Origin of the sequence: Neobacillus niacini, from assembly GCF_030817595.1 — a bacterium.
Classification (GTDB): domain Bacteria; phylum Bacillota; class Bacilli; order Bacillales; family Cytobacillaceae; genus Neobacillus; species Neobacillus niacini_G.
Window position 1 is genome coordinate 6,641,324 of record NZ_JAUSZN010000001.1, and the last position, 23,511, is coordinate 6,664,834.

26 protein-coding genes, 3 pseudogenes and 1 riboswitch are annotated in these 23,511 nt (G+C 37.6%); of the genes and pseudogenes, 23 read left to right on the top strand and 6 right to left on the bottom strand.

Features of this window, described 5'->3' with window-relative positions:
• The first annotated feature begins 115 nt into the window (after positions 1 to 115).
• Both QFZ31_RS31980 and QFZ31_RS31985 read left to right on the top strand, forming a co-directional pair.
• A complete protein-coding gene (locus QFZ31_RS31980) occupies positions 116 to 532 on the top strand; it encodes a hypothetical protein (protein WP_307311115.1) in 417 nt (138 codons plus the stop codon).
• 62 nt (positions 533 to 594) lie between these two features.
• On the top strand, positions 595 to 1,074 hold the full coding sequence (locus tag QFZ31_RS31985) for a putative phage abortive infection protein (protein ID WP_307311118.1): 480 nt from the start codon (positions 595 to 597) through the stop codon (positions 1,072 to 1,074).
• Between the two features lie 68 nt (positions 1,075 to 1,142).
• On the opposite strand, the gene QFZ31_RS31990 is transcribed toward QFZ31_RS31985, so the two are convergent.
• The 3 genes from QFZ31_RS31990 to QFZ31_RS32000 form a co-directional block, all read right to left on the bottom strand.
• Entirely contained in the window at positions 1,143 to 1,280 is a 138-nt protein-coding gene (locus QFZ31_RS31990) for a hypothetical protein (protein ID WP_307311121.1), read from the bottom strand.
• 199 nt (positions 1,281 to 1,479) lie between these two features.
• Positions 1,480 to 1,737: a hypothetical protein gene (locus QFZ31_RS31995; RefSeq protein WP_307311124.1), complete on the bottom strand. Its 258-nt coding sequence runs from the start codon at positions 1,735 to 1,737 to the stop codon at positions 1,480 to 1,482.
• A 58-nt stretch (positions 1,738 to 1,795) separates the two neighbouring features.
• Positions 1,796 to 2,041 carry a hypothetical protein gene (locus QFZ31_RS32000; RefSeq protein ID WP_307311127.1) on the bottom strand — a complete coding sequence of 82 codons (246 nt, stop codon included), beginning with the start codon at positions 2,039 to 2,041 and terminating at the stop codon, positions 1,796 to 1,798.
• 284 nt (positions 2,042 to 2,325) lie between these two features.
• On the opposite strand from QFZ31_RS32000, the gene QFZ31_RS32005 reads away from it, so the two are divergent.
• The 21 genes and pseudogenes from QFZ31_RS32005 (at position 2,326) to QFZ31_RS32095 (ending at position 21,176) form a co-directional block, all read left to right on the top strand.
• A complete protein-coding gene (locus QFZ31_RS32005; RefSeq protein ID WP_307311129.1) occupies positions 2,326 to 3,171 on the top strand; it encodes a DEAD/DEAH box helicase in 846 nt (281 codons plus the stop codon).
• A complete protein-coding gene (locus QFZ31_RS32010; protein WP_307311130.1) occupies positions 3,140 to 4,111 on the top strand; it encodes a hypothetical protein in 972 nt (323 codons plus the stop codon). Before QFZ31_RS32005 ends, QFZ31_RS32010 begins: the two co-directional genes overlap by 32 nt.
• Before the next feature lie 434 nt (positions 4,112 to 4,545).
• Positions 4,546 to 4,905 carry a hypothetical protein gene (locus tag QFZ31_RS32015; protein ID WP_307311132.1) on the top strand — a complete coding sequence of 120 codons (360 nt, stop codon included), beginning with the start codon at positions 4,546 to 4,548 and terminating at the stop codon, positions 4,903 to 4,905.
• A gap of 54 nt (positions 4,906 to 4,959) precedes the next feature.
• Positions 4,960 to 5,184 carry a hypothetical protein gene (locus QFZ31_RS32020; protein ID WP_307311134.1) on the top strand — a complete coding sequence of 75 codons (225 nt, stop codon included), beginning with the start codon at positions 4,960 to 4,962 and terminating at the stop codon, positions 5,182 to 5,184.
• 20 nt (positions 5,185 to 5,204) lie between these two features.
• Positions 5,205 to 5,591: an HNH endonuclease signature motif containing protein gene (locus QFZ31_RS32025; RefSeq protein ID WP_307311136.1), complete on the top strand. Its 387-nt coding sequence runs from the start codon at positions 5,205 to 5,207 to the stop codon at positions 5,589 to 5,591.
• 562 nt (positions 5,592 to 6,153) lie between these two features.
• Positions 6,154 to 6,429: pseudogene (locus QFZ31_RS33920) on the top strand (DEAD/DEAH box helicase family protein); the annotation flags it as partial.
• Positions 6,407 to 6,655 carry a winged helix-turn-helix domain-containing protein gene (locus QFZ31_RS33925; RefSeq protein WP_373459946.1) on the top strand — a complete coding sequence of 83 codons (249 nt, stop codon included), beginning with the start codon at positions 6,407 to 6,409 and terminating at the stop codon, positions 6,653 to 6,655. The pseudogene QFZ31_RS33920 and the gene QFZ31_RS33925, both read left to right, overlap by 23 nt.
• Positions 6,656 to 6,718: 63 nt before the next feature.
• A complete protein-coding gene (locus QFZ31_RS32035) occupies positions 6,719 to 7,594 on the top strand; it encodes a gamma-glutamylcyclotransferase (protein ID WP_307311139.1) in 876 nt (291 codons plus the stop codon).
• Between the two features lie 2 nt (positions 7,595 to 7,596).
• Positions 7,597 to 8,124: a hypothetical protein gene (locus QFZ31_RS32040; protein ID WP_307311141.1), complete on the top strand. Its 528-nt coding sequence runs from the start codon at positions 7,597 to 7,599 to the stop codon at positions 8,122 to 8,124.
• 686 nt (positions 8,125 to 8,810) lie between these two features.
• Positions 8,811 to 10,460: an ABC transporter substrate-binding protein gene (locus tag QFZ31_RS32045; RefSeq protein ID WP_307311143.1), complete on the top strand. Its 1,650-nt coding sequence runs from the start codon at positions 8,811 to 8,813 to the stop codon at positions 10,458 to 10,460.
• An 18-nt stretch (positions 10,461 to 10,478) separates the two neighbouring features.
• Complete coding sequence (locus tag QFZ31_RS32050; RefSeq protein WP_307311145.1) at positions 10,479 to 11,417, top strand: ABC transporter permease; 939 nt, start codon at positions 10,479 to 10,481, stop codon at positions 11,415 to 11,417.
• Between the two features lie 32 nt (positions 11,418 to 11,449).
• Positions 11,450 to 12,334, top strand: a complete 885-nt coding sequence (locus tag QFZ31_RS32055; RefSeq protein WP_307311146.1) for an ABC transporter permease — start codon at positions 11,450 to 11,452, stop codon at positions 12,332 to 12,334.
• Between the two features lie 22 nt (positions 12,335 to 12,356).
• Positions 12,357 to 13,361 (top strand): ABC transporter ATP-binding protein, encoded by a 1,005-nt coding sequence (locus QFZ31_RS32060; RefSeq protein WP_307311148.1) that lies wholly within the window; start codon positions 12,357 to 12,359, stop codon positions 13,359 to 13,361.
• A 14-nt stretch (positions 13,362 to 13,375) separates the two neighbouring features.
• Entirely contained in the window at positions 13,376 to 14,338 is a 963-nt protein-coding gene (locus tag QFZ31_RS32065; protein ID WP_307311893.1) for an ABC transporter ATP-binding protein, read from the top strand.
• Between the two features lie 109 nt (positions 14,339 to 14,447).
• On the top strand, positions 14,448 to 15,641 hold the full coding sequence (locus QFZ31_RS32070; RefSeq protein ID WP_307311150.1) for an MFS transporter: 1,194 nt from the start codon (positions 14,448 to 14,450) through the stop codon (positions 15,639 to 15,641).
• Entirely contained in the window at positions 15,625 to 16,470 is an 846-nt protein-coding gene (gene dat / locus QFZ31_RS32075) for a D-amino-acid transaminase (RefSeq protein ID WP_307311152.1), read from the top strand. Before QFZ31_RS32070 ends, dat begins: the two co-directional genes overlap by 17 nt.
• Positions 16,471 to 16,578: 108 nt before the next feature.
• On the top strand, positions 16,579 to 17,796 hold the full coding sequence (locus QFZ31_RS32080) for a PLP-dependent aminotransferase family protein (RefSeq protein WP_307311155.1): 1,218 nt from the start codon (positions 16,579 to 16,581) through the stop codon (positions 17,794 to 17,796).
• A 3-nt stretch (positions 17,797 to 17,799) separates the two neighbouring features.
• Positions 17,800 to 18,792: a D-2-hydroxyacid dehydrogenase gene (locus QFZ31_RS32085; RefSeq protein ID WP_307311158.1), complete on the top strand. Its 993-nt coding sequence runs from the start codon at positions 17,800 to 17,802 to the stop codon at positions 18,790 to 18,792.
• A gap of 151 nt (positions 18,793 to 18,943) precedes the next feature.
• Positions 18,944 to 19,696 carry an SDR family oxidoreductase gene (locus QFZ31_RS32090; protein WP_307311161.1) on the top strand — a complete coding sequence of 251 codons (753 nt, stop codon included), beginning with the start codon at positions 18,944 to 18,946 and terminating at the stop codon, positions 19,694 to 19,696.
• A 230-nt stretch (positions 19,697 to 19,926) separates the two neighbouring features.
• Positions 19,927 to 20,163 carry a DUF5316 domain-containing protein gene (locus QFZ31_RS33930; protein WP_373459893.1) on the top strand — a complete coding sequence of 79 codons (237 nt, stop codon included), beginning with the start codon at positions 19,927 to 19,929 and terminating at the stop codon, positions 20,161 to 20,163.
• 194 nt (positions 20,164 to 20,357) lie between these two features.
• Complete coding sequence (locus QFZ31_RS32095) at positions 20,358 to 21,176, top strand: purine-nucleoside phosphorylase (protein ID WP_307311162.1); 819 nt, start codon at positions 20,358 to 20,360, stop codon at positions 21,174 to 21,176.
• A gap of 61 nt (positions 21,177 to 21,237) precedes the next feature.
• Here the strand turns inward: QFZ31_RS32095 and QFZ31_RS32100 are convergent.
• The 3 genes and pseudogenes from QFZ31_RS32100 to QFZ31_RS32110 all read right to left on the bottom strand — a co-directional run bounded on the left by QFZ31_RS32100 (position 21,238) and on the right by QFZ31_RS32110 (position 23,467).
• A pseudogene (locus tag QFZ31_RS32100) lies at positions 21,238 to 21,552 on the bottom strand (DMT family transporter).
• Positions 21,552 to 21,893: pseudogene (locus QFZ31_RS32105) on the bottom strand (DMT family transporter). The pseudogenes QFZ31_RS32100 and QFZ31_RS32105 overlap by 1 nt, the downstream one beginning before the upstream one ends.
• Positions 21,894 to 21,958: 65 nt before the next feature.
• Positions 21,959 to 22,057, bottom strand: a riboswitch (guanidine-I (ykkC/yxkD leader).
• 1,056 nt (positions 22,058 to 23,113) lie between these two features.
• On the bottom strand, positions 23,114 to 23,467 hold the full coding sequence (locus QFZ31_RS32110) for a c-type cytochrome (protein ID WP_307311163.1): 354 nt from the start codon (positions 23,465 to 23,467) through the stop codon (positions 23,114 to 23,116).
• Between the last annotated feature and the right edge of the window lie 44 nt (positions 23,468 to 23,511).

Below are 23,511 nucleotides of genomic sequence, written 5' to 3' on the forward strand. Positions count from 1 at the left end.
ATTGTAAGGTGAATTCAGAAAAAGTTTTTATTAATATAATTTATAAAATTGATATAATGGAACAAAAAGGAATTTTAGCTTAATCGAAGGGTTACGTATGTTGGGGGGGAATATTTTGGAGGAAAATGACAAAAAGTTAACAAATGGTTGGCTCATAGCTGGAGGAATAGTAATTGTTGGTGCTATATTAAATCCATTCATAATTATGGCGTTATCAAAAACAAATTTCACTGTTACAGAAATTGATGAATTAGGTACAGTAGGGGATTTCTTTGGTGGAACAACTGTAGGGCTCCTTTCTTTAGCTAGCATTTTGTTTGTAATACATACTATTGCTATTCAAAGCAAAGAATTAGCTTTACAGCGAAAAGAACTTTCATTAACTCGAGAAGAATTTAAAACAGGAAATTTAACAGCTAAAGTCCAGCAGATCGACAATGCTTTTTTTAGTATCATCATCAAATTGTTAATAATATTCAAGTTAAGCCATACAGAGATACATTTTCAGGGCGAGAGGCGTTTTCAATATTAAAGTATGTTTTTGAAGAAAACTATGCGAAAACACTATTTTTAAGTGAAAATCCTGAAAAAGGTTTGAAAAATTGGTTAGATAACCCTATCCAAAAAAAGGAATATAATGAAAAGATTTTTAGTAATGTTGACACTATTAATCAAGAGGGGTTAGATGAAGTCTATAAAACATTTCATGAATTATATGGCAATCAAATTGGACATTACATGAGATTTAACTATCGAATAGTTAAATTTATAGTAAATAATGTAGCAAATGATGAAAATGAACAAAAAGAAATTTTGGAAAAATATGGACGTGAAACAATTATCGGAGATAGGAGATATTACTTTGGTATGTTACGAGCTCAATGGTCTAATGCTGAGTTTGAGTTAATCCTTATTAATTCTCTTTATTCGGAGAATCGAAAATTTAAGGAATTAATTTTGAAATATGATGTTTTAGATATCGAGGATACTGAAAATAAGGCAGATACTTTCAAACTTAAAGATAGTATGAATAAGTTCAAAGCTTATAGAAAATTGATAGAAGTAAAAAAATAACCAATCTCCGAAGGACACCGAACATTCAATTCGGTGGCTTTTTTTATGATAAAAGAAAAACGCTCCTATTAGGAACGCTTCTCCAATTGAATCTCAATAGCTTCTGTCATTTCTTCAATTGTAATGACCTCTTTAGCTATCAATAAATTAATCAAAGCTTCAATCATGGTGTTATTGACTACTGTTCCCACTTTTGAAAGTTCCATATATTCCACGCTCCTTTTCCAATCGCACTTGAAGTATTGCAATATCTTGATTTAGCTTTTCTGTATGCTCGAAAAAGTAAACTTGATATTTCGGATTTTCTCGGTTTTTACTGGTATATTCCAAGTCATTTCCCATTCGGATAAGTTCAAGAGCCATTGATTTTTTATAGATCAGCTTCAATCCCATTATCAACCACTCCTAAATCATGCCAGGTATTTTTACATTCCGTAAATTTTCTTTCAGCTTTATTATTTGAGTATTCATCAATTTGACTATAAACGGAAATAAAATGTAAGCTTCTTCCACTTCCATAACACTTAAAACGTGGTCAACATCATTCATTAACCCAGAGCTGTACATTAATTCAAAATGCTCGGTTACAATGGAGTCTTCCTCAGCATTTAGATACAATTCCAATCCTACTTTAATTCCAGTTCTCGTAAAATCCATTTCCATACTATTCACACTCCTTTAATAATTGTCCGTGGATCTGCCACAGGTAAACACAATTTATTTAATAACCCTTCAACAATTTTTCAATAGTTCTAGCTTTCATTGTGTCGAATAGGCTCATTTTCTTCAGCAAGGCAAAAGCTCCCAGTTCTTCAATCGCTTTTGCAACTACTTCATTATTATTAAAAAGTCCTAAATCGAAAAACAATTCCATTGTTGCTAAAGCTATAACCCCATCTTTGTGCTCTTCATCAAAAAACGCTCGCATTAATACTCTTATGCCACTTTTCACACGGTAAATTTCCATTCTATCAGCTCCTAATATTAGGTATTTACTATATTGTAAGACGGCAAAAAAATGCCGTCCAGAAAAATTTTCCAGCCCTTGAGCCAAGCGGATTTTTTCAATTTGAAAATTCTTTCTCCCACTTGCCTTACATTTGAAAACCTTCTCAATATAATAGCGGTGTCATGAACAAGACAAAAAATTTAAATTTCGAGGACAGTAAACGGCATTACAATCAACTTTTTACCAGCACTATAAGAGAATTCAACTTAATGCTGTTTATTGTCCTAAAAGGGAGAACAGAAATGGAGAAAAAATTTAACTACATTACGGAAATATTAACCAAAGCTGATTTGAAATTGATGTTGGACAACAAGGAAGGATTTACACTAATTGTTTCACCTACAGGAACTGGAAAATCCACCTTCATTATTGAAGACATTATCAAACCCCATTTTGAAAATGAAAACTATGGCTTCGGTAAAGGAAAGTATCATGAATTAGCCGGTAAGAAAATTTTAGTAATGGCTAATCGAACTGCCGTTGTTTTGAAGTTTAATGATGATGTTGAAAAAGCTTGTGAAGAAATGGGGATTTTTAGAGCTAAAGGCGTAACTGTAGCCAGTTATCAAAAGTTGTCTGCTCATGATGAAATGCTTTTAGCGATAGATGAAGCAGAAATAATCCTATGTGATGAAGCCCATTACTTTATTGCAGACGCTTGGAATGGTACCACAGGTACAATCATGGATAAAATTCTTGAAGTATCTGATAGAAAACCAGTTATTTTCTTTACCGCTACACCACAGCAAATTATAAAGTACTTCAATAATAAAGGTTTAACTTACAAGGAACTGGATTACAGAAATGTGCTTGGGTTTAATGACCGAATGGACTTCATCTGTACTAATAAGGATCTTAAACAAATCATTAAGGGAATTGATAAAAACGAAAAGATAATGGTATTTGTTGCAGATATGACTTCCAGAGTAATGATTGCAAAAATGTGCCATAAATATCGGCAAAAAGGCTACAAAATAGAGTTTTATCATTCCGTATGGGTAAAAACTGATGATGGCAGATTTAATGGTTTAAAAATACCTCAAATGGCTGCTAAAGTTGGACAACTGGTTGCCAATAAAAAGGTTTGATACTCAAATCGCATTAGCAAATAAAGCTATTGATAATGGTATCGACATCATTGACCCAGATTTTAAACATATTATCCTGTTGAATCAGTATGACCATGTTCAGATTCAACAGATGGTTGGGCGTAAACGATTTGATATTAAAAATCCTAATGACCGCCTAACTGTATGGCTTTCTACTGAAAACAAACCTGTTTTAGATAATTTTTACGACTTAATAATAGCTCAGGTTGGTTTTATTAGAAGGTTCAGAAATTATCGAGATAAAAATATTGAAAAATTTAAAAATGGTTTAAGGGTCTTCCCTGGCAACGAAAACAAGTCAGATGAAGAAATCCAAATATTAGCTGAGTCAATGGCTGTTGATTACTTTTTTAATGATGATGTAAATAGGGAAGAATCCGAGAATTTAAAGATAGAAAAAAGGCTTATTCAAAGTGAAGAATATGCCAAGTTACTAAGCTATCAGTTGGATTACATTTCCCCATTGGTATGCAAATACTTAGTGGATATAGACGATGGTGCTTTATCTACTGATGAACTCCAAAGCATTGTCAAAAATTATCAAAAGCTGGTCAAAGAATTATTCAATAGACCTGCTATAATCCATTGGAGAAATAAGTATATTGCTTCTGAGGAAAACAAGATGGAATATAAAAAACGTATAACAGATGAATTAGTTCCATATCTACAGGGGCAGGAAGGCATTAGGTTGTTTGATGATGAAAAACGTAATTTTGAAGAAAAAATCAGCTACTATTTTGGAGCTTCTAAAAGGAATAATAGACTCGCTAATTTAACGACTATTAATGAAGTTATCAATGCTTATGGGTTTATAGTTTCTGATAAACGTCAGATCATTAATAAAAAGAAGAAAACCGTTTGGATTGTTGAGAAAATTAGCAACGGACAGCAAATGACATTAGAACCCGCTTCCTTATAGTGACTATAAGAGAATCAATACTAATGACGCTTAGTGTCCGCCTGTTGTAAAAATTCCACTACAACTGAGCACGTAGTGCGAAGTTCAGGCGGACAGCTTGTCTGTCGCCAGCCCTAGGCTGTGTCTGGGCCCAGCGGAGCTCTTATGAGCAAATAAGTTTAGCACAATTACGGTGTTAACGATAACTACAATGACATTATAAACGATTTAAACAAAATGATTGAACTCTCATTCGCAAGCTCATGAGAGTTAACGCATAGAAATGCTAGCTCATTTCAGACGTTGCGGTGTTCTTCGCCTATCGGCTTCGTTTTCGATTAAAGCCAATATTTTTATTAAAATCTACCTGATTGTATATCAAGTTATGTACTTATATTTTAGACGCTATTAGACACTAGTAGACACACTAAGACACTACAATGGAGGTATTTATAATGACAAATTATATTAATCAATTATTATCGGAAAAAGTTAAAACAGCTTTAAAAGAAGCTTATGATTATTACAAGGAATTAGGTTATGAAGCAGCTACCGAACAAATTAAAAGCAATTGGATTGTAAGCTCTTATGATGAAAATTTTTATTCAATTGGTCCTATGGGAGATGCTAGGTTCAACCTTCCTGGTACTAAGCTGAATTTAAGCATTAATTTTTACAGCGATACAATTCAATATAAAGATGATGGCAGAGTTGTTGTTTCAAATATCATTAAATATGGCGACACCGAAGTGATTACTGCCAGCTACAATGGATTTGGTTTCAGTATTGAAATTAATTCACTCAAAGACGAATAACAAGGAGTTACCGATTAAATCGGTAGCTCTTATTTTATTTAGGAGGTAAAAAAATTGGCAGATAAAAAATACGTTGAAGTTCGCTTTAAGGTGCTTATTGAAGATTTTGAACCATATGAAGCTGAAGCGAAAGAATTTCAAGATCAACATGGCACTGAAACAAGCGGAACTGCTCGAATCAAAGCTGAAGTTATTAAACAGGCAAAAATCAAACGTGAAGCACGAAGAAAACCAAGTGTCCTGGACGTATTTGATGAATGTAAAATAATTGAATATTAATATTCAAAGGAGAATGTGTTATGCCTTTCATGAAATTATGTAGCTGCGGTAAAAGGGTACCTAATACTACTATATGTGAATGTAAAATAGAAGCAAATCGGATTAGGAACAGAGAAAAAAATAAGCGTAATGCAGTGGAAACTAAATTTCTTAAATCAGCAGCATGGAAAAAGAAACGATTGAAAATCATTAAACGTGATGGTGAAGTCTGTCAGCGCTGTTTAATTAAGTGGAATATTGAAACAACAAACCCCCTTGAGGTTCATCATATAAAGCCACGTAGCACACATCCTGAGTTGCGTTTGGATGATGATAATTTAATAACACTTTGTAAATCATGTAACACTCAACTGGGAACGAAACCACTTGATTTCATGCCAAAGCCCCCTAGAGGGTGTTTTTTTTAGTGAGGGAATGAGAGGACCAAGACCTAGTTCCTTCTCGAAAATCTAATTTCCCAGCAGTAAGAATTTGAAAGGAATGATATTAATGGCTCAAGAGAAACTGTTAGCCAATTCACTTAGAAATTTGTCAAAAACACAAAGAGAAGCTAAACAAGAGGCGGAAAAAGCAGTTGTAACCAATCCTACCAAACCTAAACCAAATGATAATGTCAAGAGCAGAAAACCAATGCCCAAGTTATTTAATCAGCTCACGAAACTCAATGACCATTTTACACTGGCGGACAGTATTTCGTTGAAAACGTTAGTGTTTAACTTATATTTGAAATACACAAACGAACAAAAGCTGTTATCACTGGACGTGGATAGTGACGAGTGTGAACGGTACATACTCCGTCTCGAGAAATTTAACAAACAAATCAATGAATGTATGAAGCAATTGTGTATCCCACTCAATGCTCGTCTTTCGCTAGCCAATGACATGGCTAAAGTGATGATTGAAGAAAAGAAACTTGAGCAAATGATAGAAACGAATAAACCACAACCTATTAACCCTTTACTTGCATTGCTTATTTATCGCTTATGGAAGGCAAGAAAGGCTAAACGAATTTTATTTTTAGCCGACAGAAATATCCTAGTGGACCAAACAATGAATCAGGATTTTAAACCTTTCAAATCGGTTATGACGAAAATAAAAAACCGTAAAATAAATACAAGTTATGAAGTATATACGGGACTATATCAATCCATAACAGGACCTAATGAAGAAGATAAAATTTACAAGCAAGTTCCTCCTTCCTTTTTTGATTTAATCGTTATTGATGAGTGCCATCGTGGTTCAGCATTTGATTGAAAGGGATTATAAATTTGTTAGTAAGGAAGAGCTATTAAATGTTTGGGAAGAGGACGAGCAACCAGAAGATAGCACAATTAGAGCCAATATCTCAAGGCTTAGGAGAAAAGTAAGGGGCTGCATACCTGACGATCATAATGGAATAATAGTTTCCAAGAGAGGAATTGGTTATCGTTGGAGATGTGCTTTTCCTACGAAGATTATAAAACAAATTTAAAGGTTGGGAGAATCCCAACCTTTTCTGTTTATACTCAAGTTAACAAAATTGAAGGAGTGATAAATGATGATTAAAATCTTTGTTTATGGAACGTTGCGCAAAGGAGAAGTAAATGCCCACCTATTAAAAGGTGCCACATGCATCGCTGAGCAGTGCTGGACAAATGGATTACTGTATGACACAGGATGTGGCTTTCCGGCAATGAAACAATCACAAACTTCACGAATTTATGGTGAATTATACTCAGTTTCAGCAAGTACTTTAAAAAGACTAGACCAACTAGAAGGATATACCGTAGGCGGAACAAACAACTTATATGAAAGAATTGAACAAACGGTTTATACAGACAAAGGCCATTCAATTGCTTATATATATGTAGCTAGTCATGTAAATGTAGGTAAAAGGATCATACCAAATGGTGATTGGAAGGAGCACAACCTTTTATTGATGCAGAATGATTCTGTTCTTTATTTTGCATATGGAAGCTGCATGGACCAAAAACGTATTCGTGAGGCTGGGTTCGGCCATTACTTCCGAAATATGCGTGGAGTCGGTATATTAACGAACTATACTCTCAGGTTTACAAGGAAATCAACAGAAGACGGAATGGGTCGTGCTGATATTGTAGAAGAAGGTGGAAGAGTAGAAGGAAAAGTATATGAAATTCCTGTTAAAGTATTAAAGGAATACTTATATGGTCGTGAAGGCGCACCTAAAGCATATCGCCCTACTTTTGTAACGATTGAATGTAACGGAAAGAAAGTTCAGGCGCTAACCTTTGTCGTAACAAACAAAATGGAAGAAAGTGCTCCACCTCAATGGTATCAAGATGAAATTCTTCGAGGTGCAAAAGGTTATCTAAATGAAGACTATATTTCAAAAATAAAAAGCCATATGAAAAACTTAGAAAAATCAAATCGTATAATGGGAGGTATGTAAAAATGGCTACATTTACCTGTCAAATTCTAATTGGACAGAAGCATTCGTATGATATTGGAATCATCAATATATCCCATACTCTTTATCTATCGGAAAATAGCAGACCCGCGTGGATACTATCACCAACAGAAGAATTTACTGCGAACAAGCAGGTTCAACAAAAAATAACCTGGATTCCAACACTAGAAAATATGCTGGAAGATGCATTGGTCATGATTGGACTGTATGTATTAAAAGATCAGCAACTTATTTCATTGGTTAATCAGCATCTTCAGCATCCGGATAAGGACTTTATTGAATTGTATACTGATGTTAAATCCGAAGACTTACAAAAACTATATAACCAAGCTAGGAAAATAGAAGGTTCACATAAGATTGTTCTATCTGTGTTTCAAGGTTCATCAATTTTAAATCAATTCCCCGTTTTGAACCATTATCAAAATGATATAGAAATATGCAAATCTATTTACACGAAAGAGTTCTCACTTTGGAGTAGAAAATTTGAGGAAATCGGTGAATTAGGAGAATAGAAGTGGTGTTAGCTCGCTATCCGTTTACGATTATCGGACTAGAACCGCAAAGATACTTTTTGGTAGCCGACTTAATGTGGCGAATCCAAAAGTGCCAGGTGATTAATTTTCACTTGGGACTTTTTTTATTAAAAATGAAATAAACAATAGTGCAAATGAGGGAAAATCCGATCAGGAGCCAAAATGCTGCATCAAACGAGCCTTTCGATGCTTCAACAATGAATGCTTTTTTTTGTTTTTCTAAGAATAAGTCAGGTATTTTTTTCTAAGATTAGGCTTAGAAAATTTCTTTTCTATCTTTTTTGGTTGTTTCGTGTTAGGAAAGCTAACGCGGAATTTTTCAAAGAAAAAATAGTACTACAATAGCTTTAAAATCCTTTAAATTTAAGAAAGAAAGCGTTTTACTTCACTTTTCATAGATGTTCCTAATTAAGTGAATATTCCTAATATAATAAAAATATTGTTTACTAATAAATATTATCCACTTATAATCGGATTAAGCAAAAAAACATAACAAAATATAACCAATTATGTAAGAAAATGTAACATTGATAGTTGGTAAAGGCACTTTACACCATACATAATTGTGCTTACTAAAAAAGGAGGTGGTTCCGTTCTTACATATAAGGAAACGAGCACTAAACACAGTAGTATTTCTAGAAAAATATTTTCCAGGGGGAATCTTGATGAGAAGAAGTCGTTTTCTAATAGGGCTAATTGTAATGGTATTTCTTTTAAGTGCTTGTAGTAGTGGAAAAAGTTCTACATCCTCAGAGTCTACTGTAACCAAAACCTCTGAAACTAGTTCAGAACCGGTGTATGGCGGTACGTTAGTTAGAGCAGCCATATATGGTGATCCACAAAACCTGGACCCAATGTTACGTACACACGGAACCAATACTTCCATGGTTACTTGGAATATTTTTGAACCTCTCATTCGTTATGATGCTGCAAAAGGAGAGTTTGTGGCAGCCAATGCTGAAAAGTGGGAAGTGAGCAGCGACGGTACGGTTTATTCTTTTACATTAAAGAAAGGAGTCAAATTCCATAATGGAAGAGAAGTTAAGGCTGAGGACTTTAAATATACGATGGAGCGAGTCCTTAATCCAAAGAGTGCTTCTCCTAATGCAGGAAGCTTACTCGCGATAGTAGGAAGTCAGGAATTTATGAGTGGGGCAGCAACGGAAGTAAGTGGCATTAAGGTCGTAGATGACTACAATTTAGAAATCACAATCTCAAAACCAGATAATACGTTCCTTAACAATATGTCTCTTCCTTTTACCGCAGCAGTACCGAAAGAAGTAGTGGAAGAAAAAGGAGATAAGTTTGGACAAGAGCCTGTAGGAGCTGGACCATTTAAATTTTCAAGCTGGATTCGAGACAGTGAAATTGTCCTTGAAGGATATGAAGACTACCATGCAGGTAAACCATACTTAGAAAAAGTAGTTTACAAGATTATGGGTGATCAAACTGCCCGTGATAACTCTTTTGCTTCAAAACAGCTGGATATGATGTTACTTGGGGATGCGCAATACCAAAGATATAAGAGTGACCCTACTTATAAAAACTCGATTGTAGAAGTGCCGGAATTATTTACGCGTAACTTAAAGTTTAATCTTGAAAAAGAAGGACCATGGCAAGATGTTCTTGTTCGTGAAGCCATCAACCATGCGATTGACCGTGAAACGATTATTAAAACCGTCCTTCAGGATAAAGCTTATTCAGCGGAAGGAGCACTTCCAGCGTCTATCAAAGGATATAACGAGAATGTAACGAGTTATGAATATGATCCTGAGAAGGCAAAAGAATTATTAAAAGAAGCTGGATATGAAGATGGATTTACGTTACCAATTTTAACTACTTCCCACCCTGCATTTGGATTGCCTGCAGTTGAGGCATTAAGTGGATTTTTGGGAGAGGTTGGAATCAAGGTTGAAACAGAACAAGTTGATTTTGCAACGTTGACAGATCGTTTAAATAACGGAGATTACTCAACTGCCATGTCTTCAAATGGTGGATACACTCATCCAGTTGAGTTCCTAGCTCGATATTTCCACAGTAAAAATAAGGGAGCTTCAGGAAATACAAGTAATTACGAAAATCCAGAGGTTGATGTTGTACTGGATAAAGCTCTTCAAACGACTGATGATCAGGAAATGATCAGCCTTGCAAGAGAAGCGGAGGAAATCGTAATGAAAGATGCTCCATGGTGGTTCTTCAACTACAACAAAGCAGTAATTGTTCATCAGCCATGGGTAAAGGGTTTAGAGCCAGTACCAACGGATATCGATTTTCAGGATTTGACGAAAGTGTGGATTGACGAATCACTTAAATAATAGAAGGAGGTTGATTCTATGATTTCATACGGTGTTAAGCGATTAGTAGAAGCCATCCCGATATGGATTGCAATCACACTCATTGTTTTTATCTTAATGAATATTATCCCGGGAGATCCAGTGGCTCAATTAATGGATGCGAGATCAGGGGCCTTGGATAAACAAGTGATAGAACAAATCAGGGAGCAGTGGGGTCTTAATGACCCGCTGTATGCTCAATACTTTCACTTTCTTCAAGGTCTGGTTCAAGGAGATTTAGGAACTTCCTATCAAACGAGAAGTGCTGTGACGGAATTGCTGATGGAGCGAATTCCCGTTACCTTTCAAATTACATTATTAGGATTATTTGTGGCAATTATCGTCGGAATTACTCTCGGAATTGTCGGTGCTCTTTATCGTGGATCTTGGATTGATTCCATGGTCAGTTCCTTTTCCATTGCAGGAGTTTCAGTCCCTTCCTTCTTTTTGGGACTGATGCTCATGTATGTATTTGCTGTTCAATTCCAGCTGTTACCTGCTTCAGGGTATGCAGCTGGTGAGTTAAAATATCTCATTTTACCTTCCGTCACGCTTGGATTGGCTGTAAGTGGAGTCATTGCTCGTATTACAAGGTCTTCCATGATCGATATTTTAAAAATGGACTATATGACGACTGCTTATTCAAAAGGAATATCTCATTTCAAAATCATTATCCAGCATGGATTGAAAAATGCTTTACCGCCAATCTTGACGATTATCGGTGTTCAAATGGGACTTTTGCTTTCTGGTGCCGTGATTACCGAAACGATATTTGGCTTACCAGGAATCGGGCGCCTGCTTATTGATGGAATTTTACAAAGAGATCTTCCGACTGTTCAGGGCTGTGTCGTTTTTATTGCAACGGTATTCTTAGTCGTAAATTTACTAACAGACATCTGCTGCCGATTGATTGACCCAAGAATTCGAGTAGAAGCATAAGGGAAGAAACTAAGTAAAAAGGGGATGACAAAATGGAAACAGTGGAATCAACGGTTATCCAGTCGGATCTAGTATTACCTAGGAAGAAAACGAAAAGGCGAAAGATGAAATTTTCCTTTTCGATGCTAGGAATGGGGGCAGCTGGTGCATTAGTACTTGGGACCATCGCCGTCCCTTTTCTAACACCTTATAATCCTAACGTCAATGATTTAACAGCTGTATTACAGGCACCTTCTTCGACACACTGGTTTGGAACAGACCATTTAGGCCGTGATATTTTCACCAGAGTTTTATATGGCGGGCAAATATCGCTCATCATCGCCGTTGTTGTCCAAATTATTTCAGTTGTCATCGGAGGACTGTTAGGGCTATTTGCCGGTTATTTTGGAGGAAAAACCGATAAGGTTATCATGGCGATAACGAATATCATTTTTAGTTTCCCGGGGCTTTTATTCGCGATTGCGATTATGGCCGCTTTAGGGCCTAGTATTATTAATCTTATCCTTGCCCTAGGCTTAGTAAGCTGGCCTGAAATGTGCCGACTTGTCCGTTCGCAAACTCTTTCTTTAAAGGAAAGAGAGTTTGTAGAAGGTGGGCATGCATTAGGCGCAAATGTATTTCGAATTCTCTTTCGCTACATTCTGCCAAACTGCTACGGAAATATGGCTGTTATCGCAACCCTGGGAATGGCCTCGACGATTTTGTCGGAAGCGAGTTTAAGCTTCTTGGGATTAGGTGTTCAAGCACCCGATCCAAGCTGGGGATCGATGGTCAATCAGGGGAAGGATTACATGTTTTTAGCCCCTTGGTATTTATTCGTTCCAGGTATCGTGATGTTTATAACTATACTAGGTATCAATTTGTGTGGAGATGCACTACGTGATTATTTTGATCCTAAAATGAAATCGTCCAGATAGACAAAGAAGGAGGACATGAAAGATGAGTACTCTTCTCGATGTGCGTGATTTGAGAGTGGGATTTAGTAAAAATGATGAAATTACCGAAGTGATTAGAGGGATTGATTTTTCACTAAAAAAGGGAGAAAGTCTTGGGATTGTTGGAGAGTCAGGCTGCGGGAAAAGCATGACCTCGCTCGCCATCATGGGGTTGTTGAAAAATAAGGGACTCATTGCCACACAAGGTGAAATTCTCTGGAACGGTGATAATTTGTTAAACCATCGAAGTAAGGATTGGCGAAACATTCGCGGAAATGAAATCGCGATGATTTTTCAAGAGCCAATGACAGCCTTGAACCCTTTGATTACCATCGGGAGCCAAATTACCGAACAAATTCTAGCGCATCAATCCGTTAGTAAGAAGGAAGCTCGGAAAATAGCGATTGAAATGCTGGAGACTGTTGGAATCCCATCAGCTGCTAATCGAATGCGTGCTTATCCCCATGAACTATCTGGAGGAATGAGGCAGCGGATTATGATCGCCATGGGCATTTGCTGCCAGCCAGGGTTATTGATTGCAGATGAACCGACAACGGCTTTAGATGTAACCATCCAAGCTCAGATTCTTGATTTGCTATCCTCGTTAATTAAAAAAATGGATATGTCCATGATCCTGGTTACTCATGATTTAGGGGTAGTTGCAAACCATTGCCAAAGAGTTTTAGTGATGTACGCCGGAAAAATAATGGAGGAGGCAACGAAGGAGGAACTGTTCGCCAAGCCGCTGCATCCCTATACACAGGGATTATTGAAATCAGTCAATTCTATAGAAGAAAAGGGTGAACGGATTTATTCAATTCCAGGTGTTGTCCCATTAGCAGGTGAAATCAAATCGGGCTGTGTCTTTTATGATCGCTGTCCATTTGCAGAAGAACGATGCAGCGCTGAGGAACCTCCATTAATGGAAGCGGCCGAAGGCAGGAGAGTGAGCTGCTGGCGTTACAATGAATTTTTCGAGGGGAGTGGAGAACCGTGGAAACTGCAGTAGCAACAAAGACTCTTATGGAAATAAAACATTTAAAAAAATATTTTCCAGTCAACCAAGGAATCATGAGTCGTTTAAAAAGGGAGGATCGACCCGTCGTAAAAGCGGTAGATGATGTGAATTTTAGCATCTATTCTGGAGAGACACTTGCTCTTGTTGGGGAATCTGGATGCGGGAAAAGTACAACGGGACGTTCGCTATTAAGGTTAATCGAACCAACGGAAGGTACGGTTCTTTTCGAAGGAAAAGACATCCTGAAGCTTTCGGGTGAGGAATTAAAGAATACAAGAAGAGACATGCAGATTGTTTTTCAGGATCCCTATGCCTCCTTGCACCCAAGGATGACCGTTCGTGAAATCATTAGTGAACCTTTGTACATTCATAATATAGACACAAAAGCAGAAAGGGAAAAGAGAGTAGAGTTTTTGATGGATAAGGTTGGACTTTCTCAGAAAGTGAAGAATCGCTTTCCTCATGAATTTTCTGGGGGGCAAAGGCAGCGGATTGGGATTGCAAAAGCGTTAGCCTTGAATCCAAAATTAGTGATTTGTGATGAACCGGTCTCAGCACTTGATGTTTCGGTGCAGGCTCAGGTCATTAATTTGTTTAAGGATCTGCAGAAGGAATTTTCCTTAACCTATCTCTTTATCTCTCATGATTTAAGTGTGATTAACCATATTTCTGATCGTGTGGGTGTGATGTATCTTGGAAAGCTGGTCGAAATTGCCGAAACATCGGAGCTTTTTGATCGTCCGGCACATCCGTATACACAAGCATTGTTATCGGCAAGGCCGATGATTCATCAGAAGGATCGATTGGAACGGATTATTTTAGAAGGAGAATTGCCTACTCCTCTCAATCCGCCAAAGGGCTGCCGCTTCCATACTCGTTGTCCATTTAAGATGGAAAGATGTAAAGTCGAAGAGCCGGTCATGAAAGAAATTGGAGCAAAACATCAAGCAGCCTGTCATTTAGTTTAGCTATCTATCTTAGGGATTAGCGGTAACTAGAGAGGCAATGTAGTGCCCGTTCATAAAGGATCCTGTGCTAAACAAAGTCGGTTTGCAGCTATCGGGAAGGAAACTCAAAATGTCAAATAAGTCCTTTTATTTATTGGCTTTTATCATGTTTTTATCGATGACTGGTTACGGCGTGGTCCTACCTGCCTTGCCATTTTTAGCTGAAAGAATAGGACTGAACTCGCTTCAAATGGGAAGCCTGATTACCGGCTGGGCGTTATCTCAATTTATTGTCCTCCCTTTTTGGGGCAGGCTAATCGATCGGATTGGCAGAAAACCCGTTTTAATCTTTGGTCTCTTTGGATTTGGGGTTGCATTCCTTTTGATGATTCTAGCCAATAACTATAGCCAGCTTCTTCTTATTCGTGTAATTGGGGCGATTGTTTCCAGCGGCACCCAGCCAGCAGCACTTGCGTTGGTGATTGACGGTCATGACAAGGAGAAACGTGCACCGGCTGTAGCGAAAATAACGGCGGCTAATGCATTAGGATTTCTTTTCGGCCCTGTTGTAGGAGGAGTCTTTGCCCCTTTAGGAATTCATGTCCCGTTTATTGTGGCAGGATTGTTAAGTATCGTGACGATTCCTTTTGTTTTCATTTTTGTGAAGGAATCTGCAAACAAAAATTCTAAGGCAAACATACCTTCCTTTGGGACATCTTTAGCCACCATAGTGAAACCAGGCTATCGCGGGCTGCTCTTCATAACATTCGGTCTTGCGGTTTCTGTATCCAGTTTATTTGGGATACTCGGCTATTTCATGATTGAGAAATTTGAATCCTCTGCTACACAGACGGGGTTTGCCTTTAGTTCTCAATCTTTTGCAGCTGTTGTGATTCAAATGTTTATCATGTCTTGGATTTATCAAAAATATCGAGAGGAAAATATCGCAAAGTCAGGAGTATTTATTGAAGCAACTGGATATGCCTGTATCGTTTTTTCATTCAATATTTGGGGAGTCTATTTAGGCTGTGCCCTGGTAGGTGCAGGACAGTCGCTTGTGAAACCCACCTTACTTACCATGCTGTCAAAGCAAAATACGCTTGGACAGGGAACAGTAATTGGTTTTCAGCAAGCCGTTGATAGCTTTGGACGTAGTGTTGGCCCCTTACTAGCCGGCTGGATTTTCTCCATTCATCCAACGGGACCTTTTATTAGTTCTCTATGTATATGTTTCTGCTTATTTATTTTTCTATTAGTCACTGTCCGTCATGGGCAATCCTGGAAACTTGGAGAAAAGGAGTCGAAAAATGAATATTCTGCTTAATGATGAAATTATTTCGAGAGAAAATGTCATGGTTGATATTGAGGATCGGGGATATCAATTTGGTGACGGAATTTACGAAATGATTCGCATTTATGATGGGTTGTTATTTGAATGGGAAGCGCATCTGGAAAGACTCGTACGTAGTGCGAAAGAACTGATGATTCCTCTGCCGAAAGGGATGGAGGTTTTGCAGAAAAATATCCATCTATTAATGAAGGAAAGTGGTGTCTTAAATGGGTCGGTATACATACAAATCACTCGTGGTGTATCGCCAAGAAAACACCATTTCCCTGAAAATGCAGACCCCGTTTTAACGGCTTATGTTCGTGAAATGGAGCGGCCGCTAGAACAAATTAGGAATGGTATTAAAGCCATCACGACGGAGGATATTCGCTGGTTACGTGTGGATATTAAGAGTTTGAATTTGTTAGGGAATGTTCTAGCCAAGCAAAAAGCGGTGGAACAAGGAGCAAGTGAAGCCATTCTAGTCCGAGGAGATATTGTGACAGAAGCAAGCAGCTCCAATGTATTTGCTATTCGTGGGCAGGAGTGTTTTACCCATCCGACCAATCAATTTATCTTAAATGGAATTACCCGGCAAGTGGTGGTTCGTTTAATGGAATCTACGAATTTAACGTTAGTGGAAACACCCTTTACAAAAGAGGCGTTAATGGAAATGGATGAAGTGTTCATTACCAATACGGGGCTCGAGGTGTGCCCAGTCATTGAAATCGACGAGCAGCTAATTGGAGATGGAATGCCAGGCTATTACACCACACAGCTTCAAAAAGCGTTTGAAACTCTTCTTTTAGAGCTTATTCCACAATAATTTGTACTTACAGTATAAGAGGGGTGAGATTAATAGGGAAGAACGAATGGCTCACGAATCTATCGAAAAATGAAAAAAATACTAGGATACAATAGGGGGATAAGATTTATGCAAACATTGCAAGAGTTTTCTTTTTCAAAACGGTTTCCTGATTTGCCTTTAATAAGTGCTGCTACTGCAGAGAAGTATCCTGATCTCATTCCTCTCTCATTTGGGTATCCTGCACGTGAATCATTTGATATTGCTCTATTGGCCCAATCATCTGTTATGGCTCTAGAAACACAAGGTCCTGAATCCTTAGAATATACTGGCGGAACGGGTACGGGGAAGGTAGTCGAGTGGATTAAACAACGTTCTTTATTACGTTCCATTAAGACGGAGAGTTCGAATATTATTGTGACAACTGGTTCTATGCAAGGGATGGATATCGTAACCAGAACGCTAACCGATCCAGGTGACGAAGTTTGGATAGAAGCCCCTTCGTTCTTCGGTGCGATTCGTCAGTTCTTATTAGCCGGTACGAAGCTTCGTACTTTCCCTATCGATGAAAATGGGTTGAAGGTAGATTTGGTCGAACAGGCATTAAAAGAAGCAAGAGCAAGTGGCGAGCCGTTACCAAAAATGTTTTATGTCATGCCAAACTATCACAACCCAGGCGGGATTAACCTCTCTTTAGAAAGAAGAAAGAAATTGGCCGAACTAGCCTATGAATACAACTTTTATATACTAGAAGATGATGCTTATGTAGAATTAAGTTTTACAGGAAAATATATACCTTCCATTTATTCCTTTGGACCTGAGCGTGTGATTTATCTGAGTACGTTCTCGAAAATCATTGCCCCTGGAATTCGAATGGGGTGGGCGATAGCTGGAGAGCACGTCATAAATAAAATGAGAATGTTAAAGTCAGATGGGTCGACAAGTGTATTTGTGCAGGAGATCATCTCGAATTTTTTATCAGAGATTGATTTTGATGCTCATGTGAAGAAATTGAATTCTATTTATAAAATGAGAAAGGATGCAATGGTCCTTGCGATTGCTGAATACTTTGGGGATGAGGTATCTTATATCGTTCCGGATGGCGGTTTCTTTTTATGGCTCACCTTTCATCCTGAAATCGACACGAGCCAATTTTTCATTGATTCTCTAAAAAAAGGTGTTAACTATATTGATGGTGTTCATTTTTACACAGAGAATCATCAACACAATCATATACGTTTGTGCTTTACTTTCTGTGATGAAGAGCAAATTAGAAGAGCGGTAAAACGGATTGCTGAATCTTATTTTGAAAATAAAAAGAATTGTAGTGTTCTAAAGGAGGTTTAATTGATGACTGTCTTGACAAAGAAAGAAGCTCCCTTTGTCTATATTAGACATAATATCCCAATGGAATATTTAGAGAAACTTAGAAAGATTTGTTCAACCGTCATAGTTGAACCCTGGCTGCCTGGTGAACCTGAACCGGAGCCGAGTTATGACATATCTAAATGCAACGTTATTTTTACCTTAGGAATGCGTGACAAGCTCAAAATCCTTGAAAAAACTCCCAATTTACAATGGATTCATTCTCAAAGTGTGGGATTGGAAGCGATGTTGACGAACGAAGTGAAGGAATGTGATGTCATTGTCACCAATACGAAAGGCTGTACATCCATCCCAATCGCAGAGCATACAATTGCCATGATTACCTCTTTAGCAAGAGGTGTCCCAACCATGATTCGGAATGAACCAACCAGAAAATGGGGTTTGATTCCTATTAAGGATTTAGGAGACTCGACGGTCGGAATTATAGGTTATGGGGAGATCGGATATGAGATCGCCAAAAGATGTAAAGGGTTAGGAATGAAGGTAATTGGCTGTCGAAGAAATCCGAAAAAGCGAAAAGACGAAAACGATCCCGCAGATATAGTGGTTGGAATGGATCAGGTTGATAAAGTCTTAGGTAGATCCGATTTTCTCGTACTTGCACTCCCATCCACGAAAGAAACCCGGGATTTCTTAAATAAACATCGATTGAAACAAATGAAGAAAGGCAGTTACTTAATTAATGTCGGCCGTGGAAATACGATTGTCGAAAAGAATCTAGTTGAATGCTTGAACAGTAACCACATAGCAGGAGCAGCGCTCGATGTATTTGATGTAGAGCCGCTGCCAAAGGATCATCCATTTTGGACGCTTGACAATGTCATTGTATCACCGCATAATGCTTACTATTCTCCCAAGAATGTCGAGCGTAATATGAATCTATTTATCACCAATCTTAAACTGTTTATAGAAGGAAAACCAATGCTCAATGTGGTTGATAAAAAATTGGGATATTAATTTGATGATAGTTCTCATACTCTAACTATTGAGCTGAACATTTAACCGAGACAGTTTAATTAATGTTTCGGTTTTTTTTTCTTTCCAGCTAAGTTGAGGCATTAATACTGAAAAAATGTAGTAATACTTAGATATCTAATCTGTATCTACAGTGATTTTTAAAATACTTATTACGGGCGGGGCAGCAGGAATCGGGTTTGCGTTTGCTGAGAGATTCATAAAAGTAGGCAATAAAGTCATTGTCTGCGGCAGACGTGAAGCAAAGCTCCAGGAAGCAAAGGAAAAATATCCTGAACTGATTACACGCGTTTGTGATGTTACCAAAGAATCTGATCGGATTGCTTTGTTTGACTGGGTAACGAGCGAGCACCCCGATGTAAACGTACTAATAAACAACGCAGGCATTCAGCAGCGCTACCATGTTCTTAAAGCAAATGCGAAGGAAGATTGGAGCTATTACAGTCAAGAAATAGCCTCCAACATTGAGGCACCATTTCATTTCGCCATGCTATTTGCGCCGTACTTTGCCAATAAAGACTATGGTGCTATCATTAATGTGTCATCCGGTTTAGCCTTTACCCCAATGGCGATTACTCCGATTTATTCAGCTACGAAAGCGGCGGTGTATTCATTTACGATGAGTTTACGGCATCAGCTTGAAGATACGGCCATTGAGGTGATCGAAGTTGCGCCGCCAGCAGTTAATACCGATATAGGCGGAGTAGGCCTGCATGCCTTTGGCGCCCCTGTAGATGAATTTGCCGATTCGATATTTAAAGACCTTGAAGCAGGAAAAACGGAAATTGGTTACGGACGTGCTGAAAAAGCGATGAGGATGTCCCGAGAAGAAATTGATGAGACAGTAAAGGCGATGTACGCCAATATGAAAAACACAATTTTATAATGACTAAAGGAGCTACCCGTGGGTTAGCTCTTTATTGTTGTATTAACGAATCATTTTATTTTAGGATGTGTAAATAAAAATTTGATAACTATTGGTAAACTAGTTACTGATTTTTTCACAATCATATACTATATAGGTCATTGGAATTTACCAAAAAACCAAAGGATGTTTTATTATGAAAAAATTAATTATAGGACTTAGTATCGTAGTGATCGCTTTTCTTAATTTCAATGTTTTCAAGCGATTACACATTATTGTATAAAATCACAGGGGCTGTCGGAATTATCTCACTGATATTAGGTGCTTTGTTATCTGGATCATTCTTGGATGGGGATAGATTAGGTAGAAATCTACAATCTGAATCAAAAGAAGATAGAAAACAAAAATTTTCACAAACTAATTCTATACTGTTAATAGGATTACCTAATTTATTAATGGCAGCGGTTTGCTTTTTTCTAATGAAATAAATGAATAATAGTTACCAACTCCCATGGGGGGGGTGGGAGGGTGTTTACTTCGCCACTTGGCTGCCGAGGCTCAATAGGGACTGTAACTCTTTATTAAACTGGGAGACTGACCCAAATTTCAGGTCATTTACAATAGCTGCAAAAACGATTAAACTTTTTTTATAAAATGGTTATAAAAAAAGGAGATATTTTTTATGCATAAAATGCAAGATATTTTAGAAGCTAGAGAGTTCATCATGAGTAAGATTGGCCAACGTCCAACAATTGGGATGATTTTAGGATCAGGATTAGGAACTCTTGCAGATGAAATCACGAACCCTGTCACCATTCCTTATAGCGAAATTCCTCACTTCGCAAAATCGGAAGCAATTGGTCATGCAAATGAATTAGTAATTGGGGAATTAATGGGGAAATCAGTCGTGGCGATGAAGGGACGTTTCCATTATTATGAAGGCTTTACTTTAGATGAAGTCACTTTTCCAGTACGTGTGATGAAGGCGCTTGGTGTAGAGAATCTACTCATCACGAATGCATGCGGTGCGATTAATACAAGCTTCAACCCAGGAGATTTAATGTTAATTACGGATCATATCAATTTAGTTGGTACCAATCCATTGATTGGGCCAAATAATAATGAATTAGGAACTCGTTTCCCTGATGTTTCTCAAGTATATAATCGTGATTTACGAAATATTGCTGCTACTGTAGCAAAAGAACAAAACATCACTTTACAACAGGGCGTTTATGCTTGGTGGAGCGGACCTGCATACGAAACTCCAGCTGAGATTCGTATGATTCGCACATTAGGAGCGGACGCTGTTGGTATGTCAACTGTCCCAGAGGAGATTGTAGCGATTCACGGAGGAATGAAAGTACTTGGTATTTCCTGTTTAACCAATATGGCATGTGGGATTCTCGATCAACCATTAAGTCATGATGAAGTCATTGAAGTGGCTGCTATGGTAAGAGAGAAATTTATCAACCTAGTGAAGGAAACCATTACAAGAATGTAATCCATAATATTTTCATGCTGACTTTTTATTCATGATAAAAAGTCAGCTTTCTTTTCTACTTTTAGGAAACAAGTTTCAGTCCCATGGTTGCGCTTAGTATTAATGCAATACATGCAATTCTTCTCCAATCTTTTGATTCGCCGTAAATCATGATTCCTAATATCGCTCCACCACAAGTGCCAATTCCTGTCTATATTGCATAGGCCGTCCCCATAGGTAGAGTTTTCATTGCGTAGGCAAGAAACAGAAAACTAACTGCAAACCCGAGAATTAATAATAATAACGATTGCCAATTACGATTCTTGTTCAATTTATTGATTGTAACCACACCAAATGCTTCACATAATCCTGCTAAAATTAATGAAATCCACGCCATTAGGACTCAACTCCTTCTTGAACATCGTCTTTTGTTAATAACTTCAATCCAAGAACACCGACTAGTAAAAGTAAAATCAATATCATTTTTTCCACCTTGACGGGTTCTCCGAAGAATATGATTTCAGATAAGACCGTTCCTGCTGTCCCCAATCCTACAAAAACGGCATACACCGTACCGACGGGAAGTTTCCGGCCAGCCATTATAATTAAATAGAAACTCACCGTAATCGAGATCGCTGTTCCTGTCCATGTTCAAAAGCCATTTGCATGTTTTAAACCTATCACCCAAAACACTTCAAAAAATGCCCCAATAAACACTTTCATCCAGTTAGCATTCATTACTATTACCTCCAATAATAATTTTTTAAAACAAAAAAAACCCGAGAGATATCTGTTAAAACAGTATCTCCCAGGCTTTTATCCTTCCGTGACACAGCCATAGCTGTGAGTTTTCTCTCGGACCAGTCCAACTCAATGGTTGCGGAACCCTAGAAAACATTTACGTATACAATTACCATTGATTATATACATATTTTAAAATAATTCAATAGTAAAATATAGAAGACAGAGACCTTTGACGAACCGTAGCAATTAGCCAAAGAATTTAGGTTTAATGGTTTTTGGGGAACAATACTTATGAGGTGGTTGAAGTGATAGCGACAGTGCCTGGCACTGTTCTTAATGTTCCACAAGGGTAAGGAAGGAATTGAACGGATTATCTATCCATATAGTAAAGATATTAGTACCCTAGAAGGTTATTAAAAATCTTAACTCTATATCGAATATCATTTGGACAAGCAGGCCAGGAAGAGTTTCTTTATTTTCTATTGGAATACTATAGTGAGGAAGATTATCTCCTATTTCAAAAGTTGATAATGAATTTAAGTCCTTTTATTATGTGGATTAATATAAGACCACAAGATGCTATAAACTCGGTAGCTATAGAAGGCGTTCAGACAAAGATAAATGAACGATTAAAATAACTAGAAAAAAGTGCAGGCACCTTCCTATGGCTGGTGACAGGCACTTTTTTTTAAAGTTTCAGAGGTTCTTGAAGCCATGAGAACCGTCCCCATTGTAGGCATTGGATATGCCGACGATTGTTGAAACACTTCGTCAAGTAGATGTTTATACGAAGGATTACGATTCATCCTAAATACGGTGCAAATTTGCCAGGCGGAAAAGCGTAAAAACAAATAACAAGTGTGCGAACCATATAAGAGTCGCACGACTTGTTTCGTTTAATTGAAAATCTAAAGTTACATATCCTGCCCTTAATATCGATGAAACCTCCTTCTGATTATCCCGCAATTCTCGATTATGTGTTAATTGTATTTCTCACAATACAAATGTTTTATTAATATCAATGTAGAAGAATTAGATATTTAGAAAGTTGATCCATCACAAGAACGAGAATTGCAATTAGATAAAATAGCATACTTCTTCAACAACACGTGCCATTGGAGTTTTTCTTCTTATAGAAAAAGCAATGCCAAAGTCCAAAGTGCGGGAAATAGCATTGCTTTTTTTTTAGATAAGTAAAACATCGTTTTTTACTTTTACTTTTTCTCAGATAACCATTTGGCTACCACTGCCACATCTTCACCTGAAATAATTCCTCCAGGCATTCCATTTTTACCGTTTTTTATGATATTTTCTATTTCACTTTGATTATAGTTAGCACCAATTTTACTTAAAGCTGGCCCGGCTCCGCCTTGTAATTGATCGCCATGACAGGTAATGCAGCTTTTTTCTACTAGATCCTCCGCATTTCCTGCCGAAGCAGAAGCCGTTTCTGTTCCTTTAGCTGATCCAGGTTGTGACTTTTTAGGCCCTTCGTACACGAATAACAAAAAGACCAGGCATACTGCCAGTACTATATTGAACCCTGTTACCATATATGTTTTTTTCATATGAATCTCCCAAGTTATTTATTATTAGAAAAATGACTTCCAAT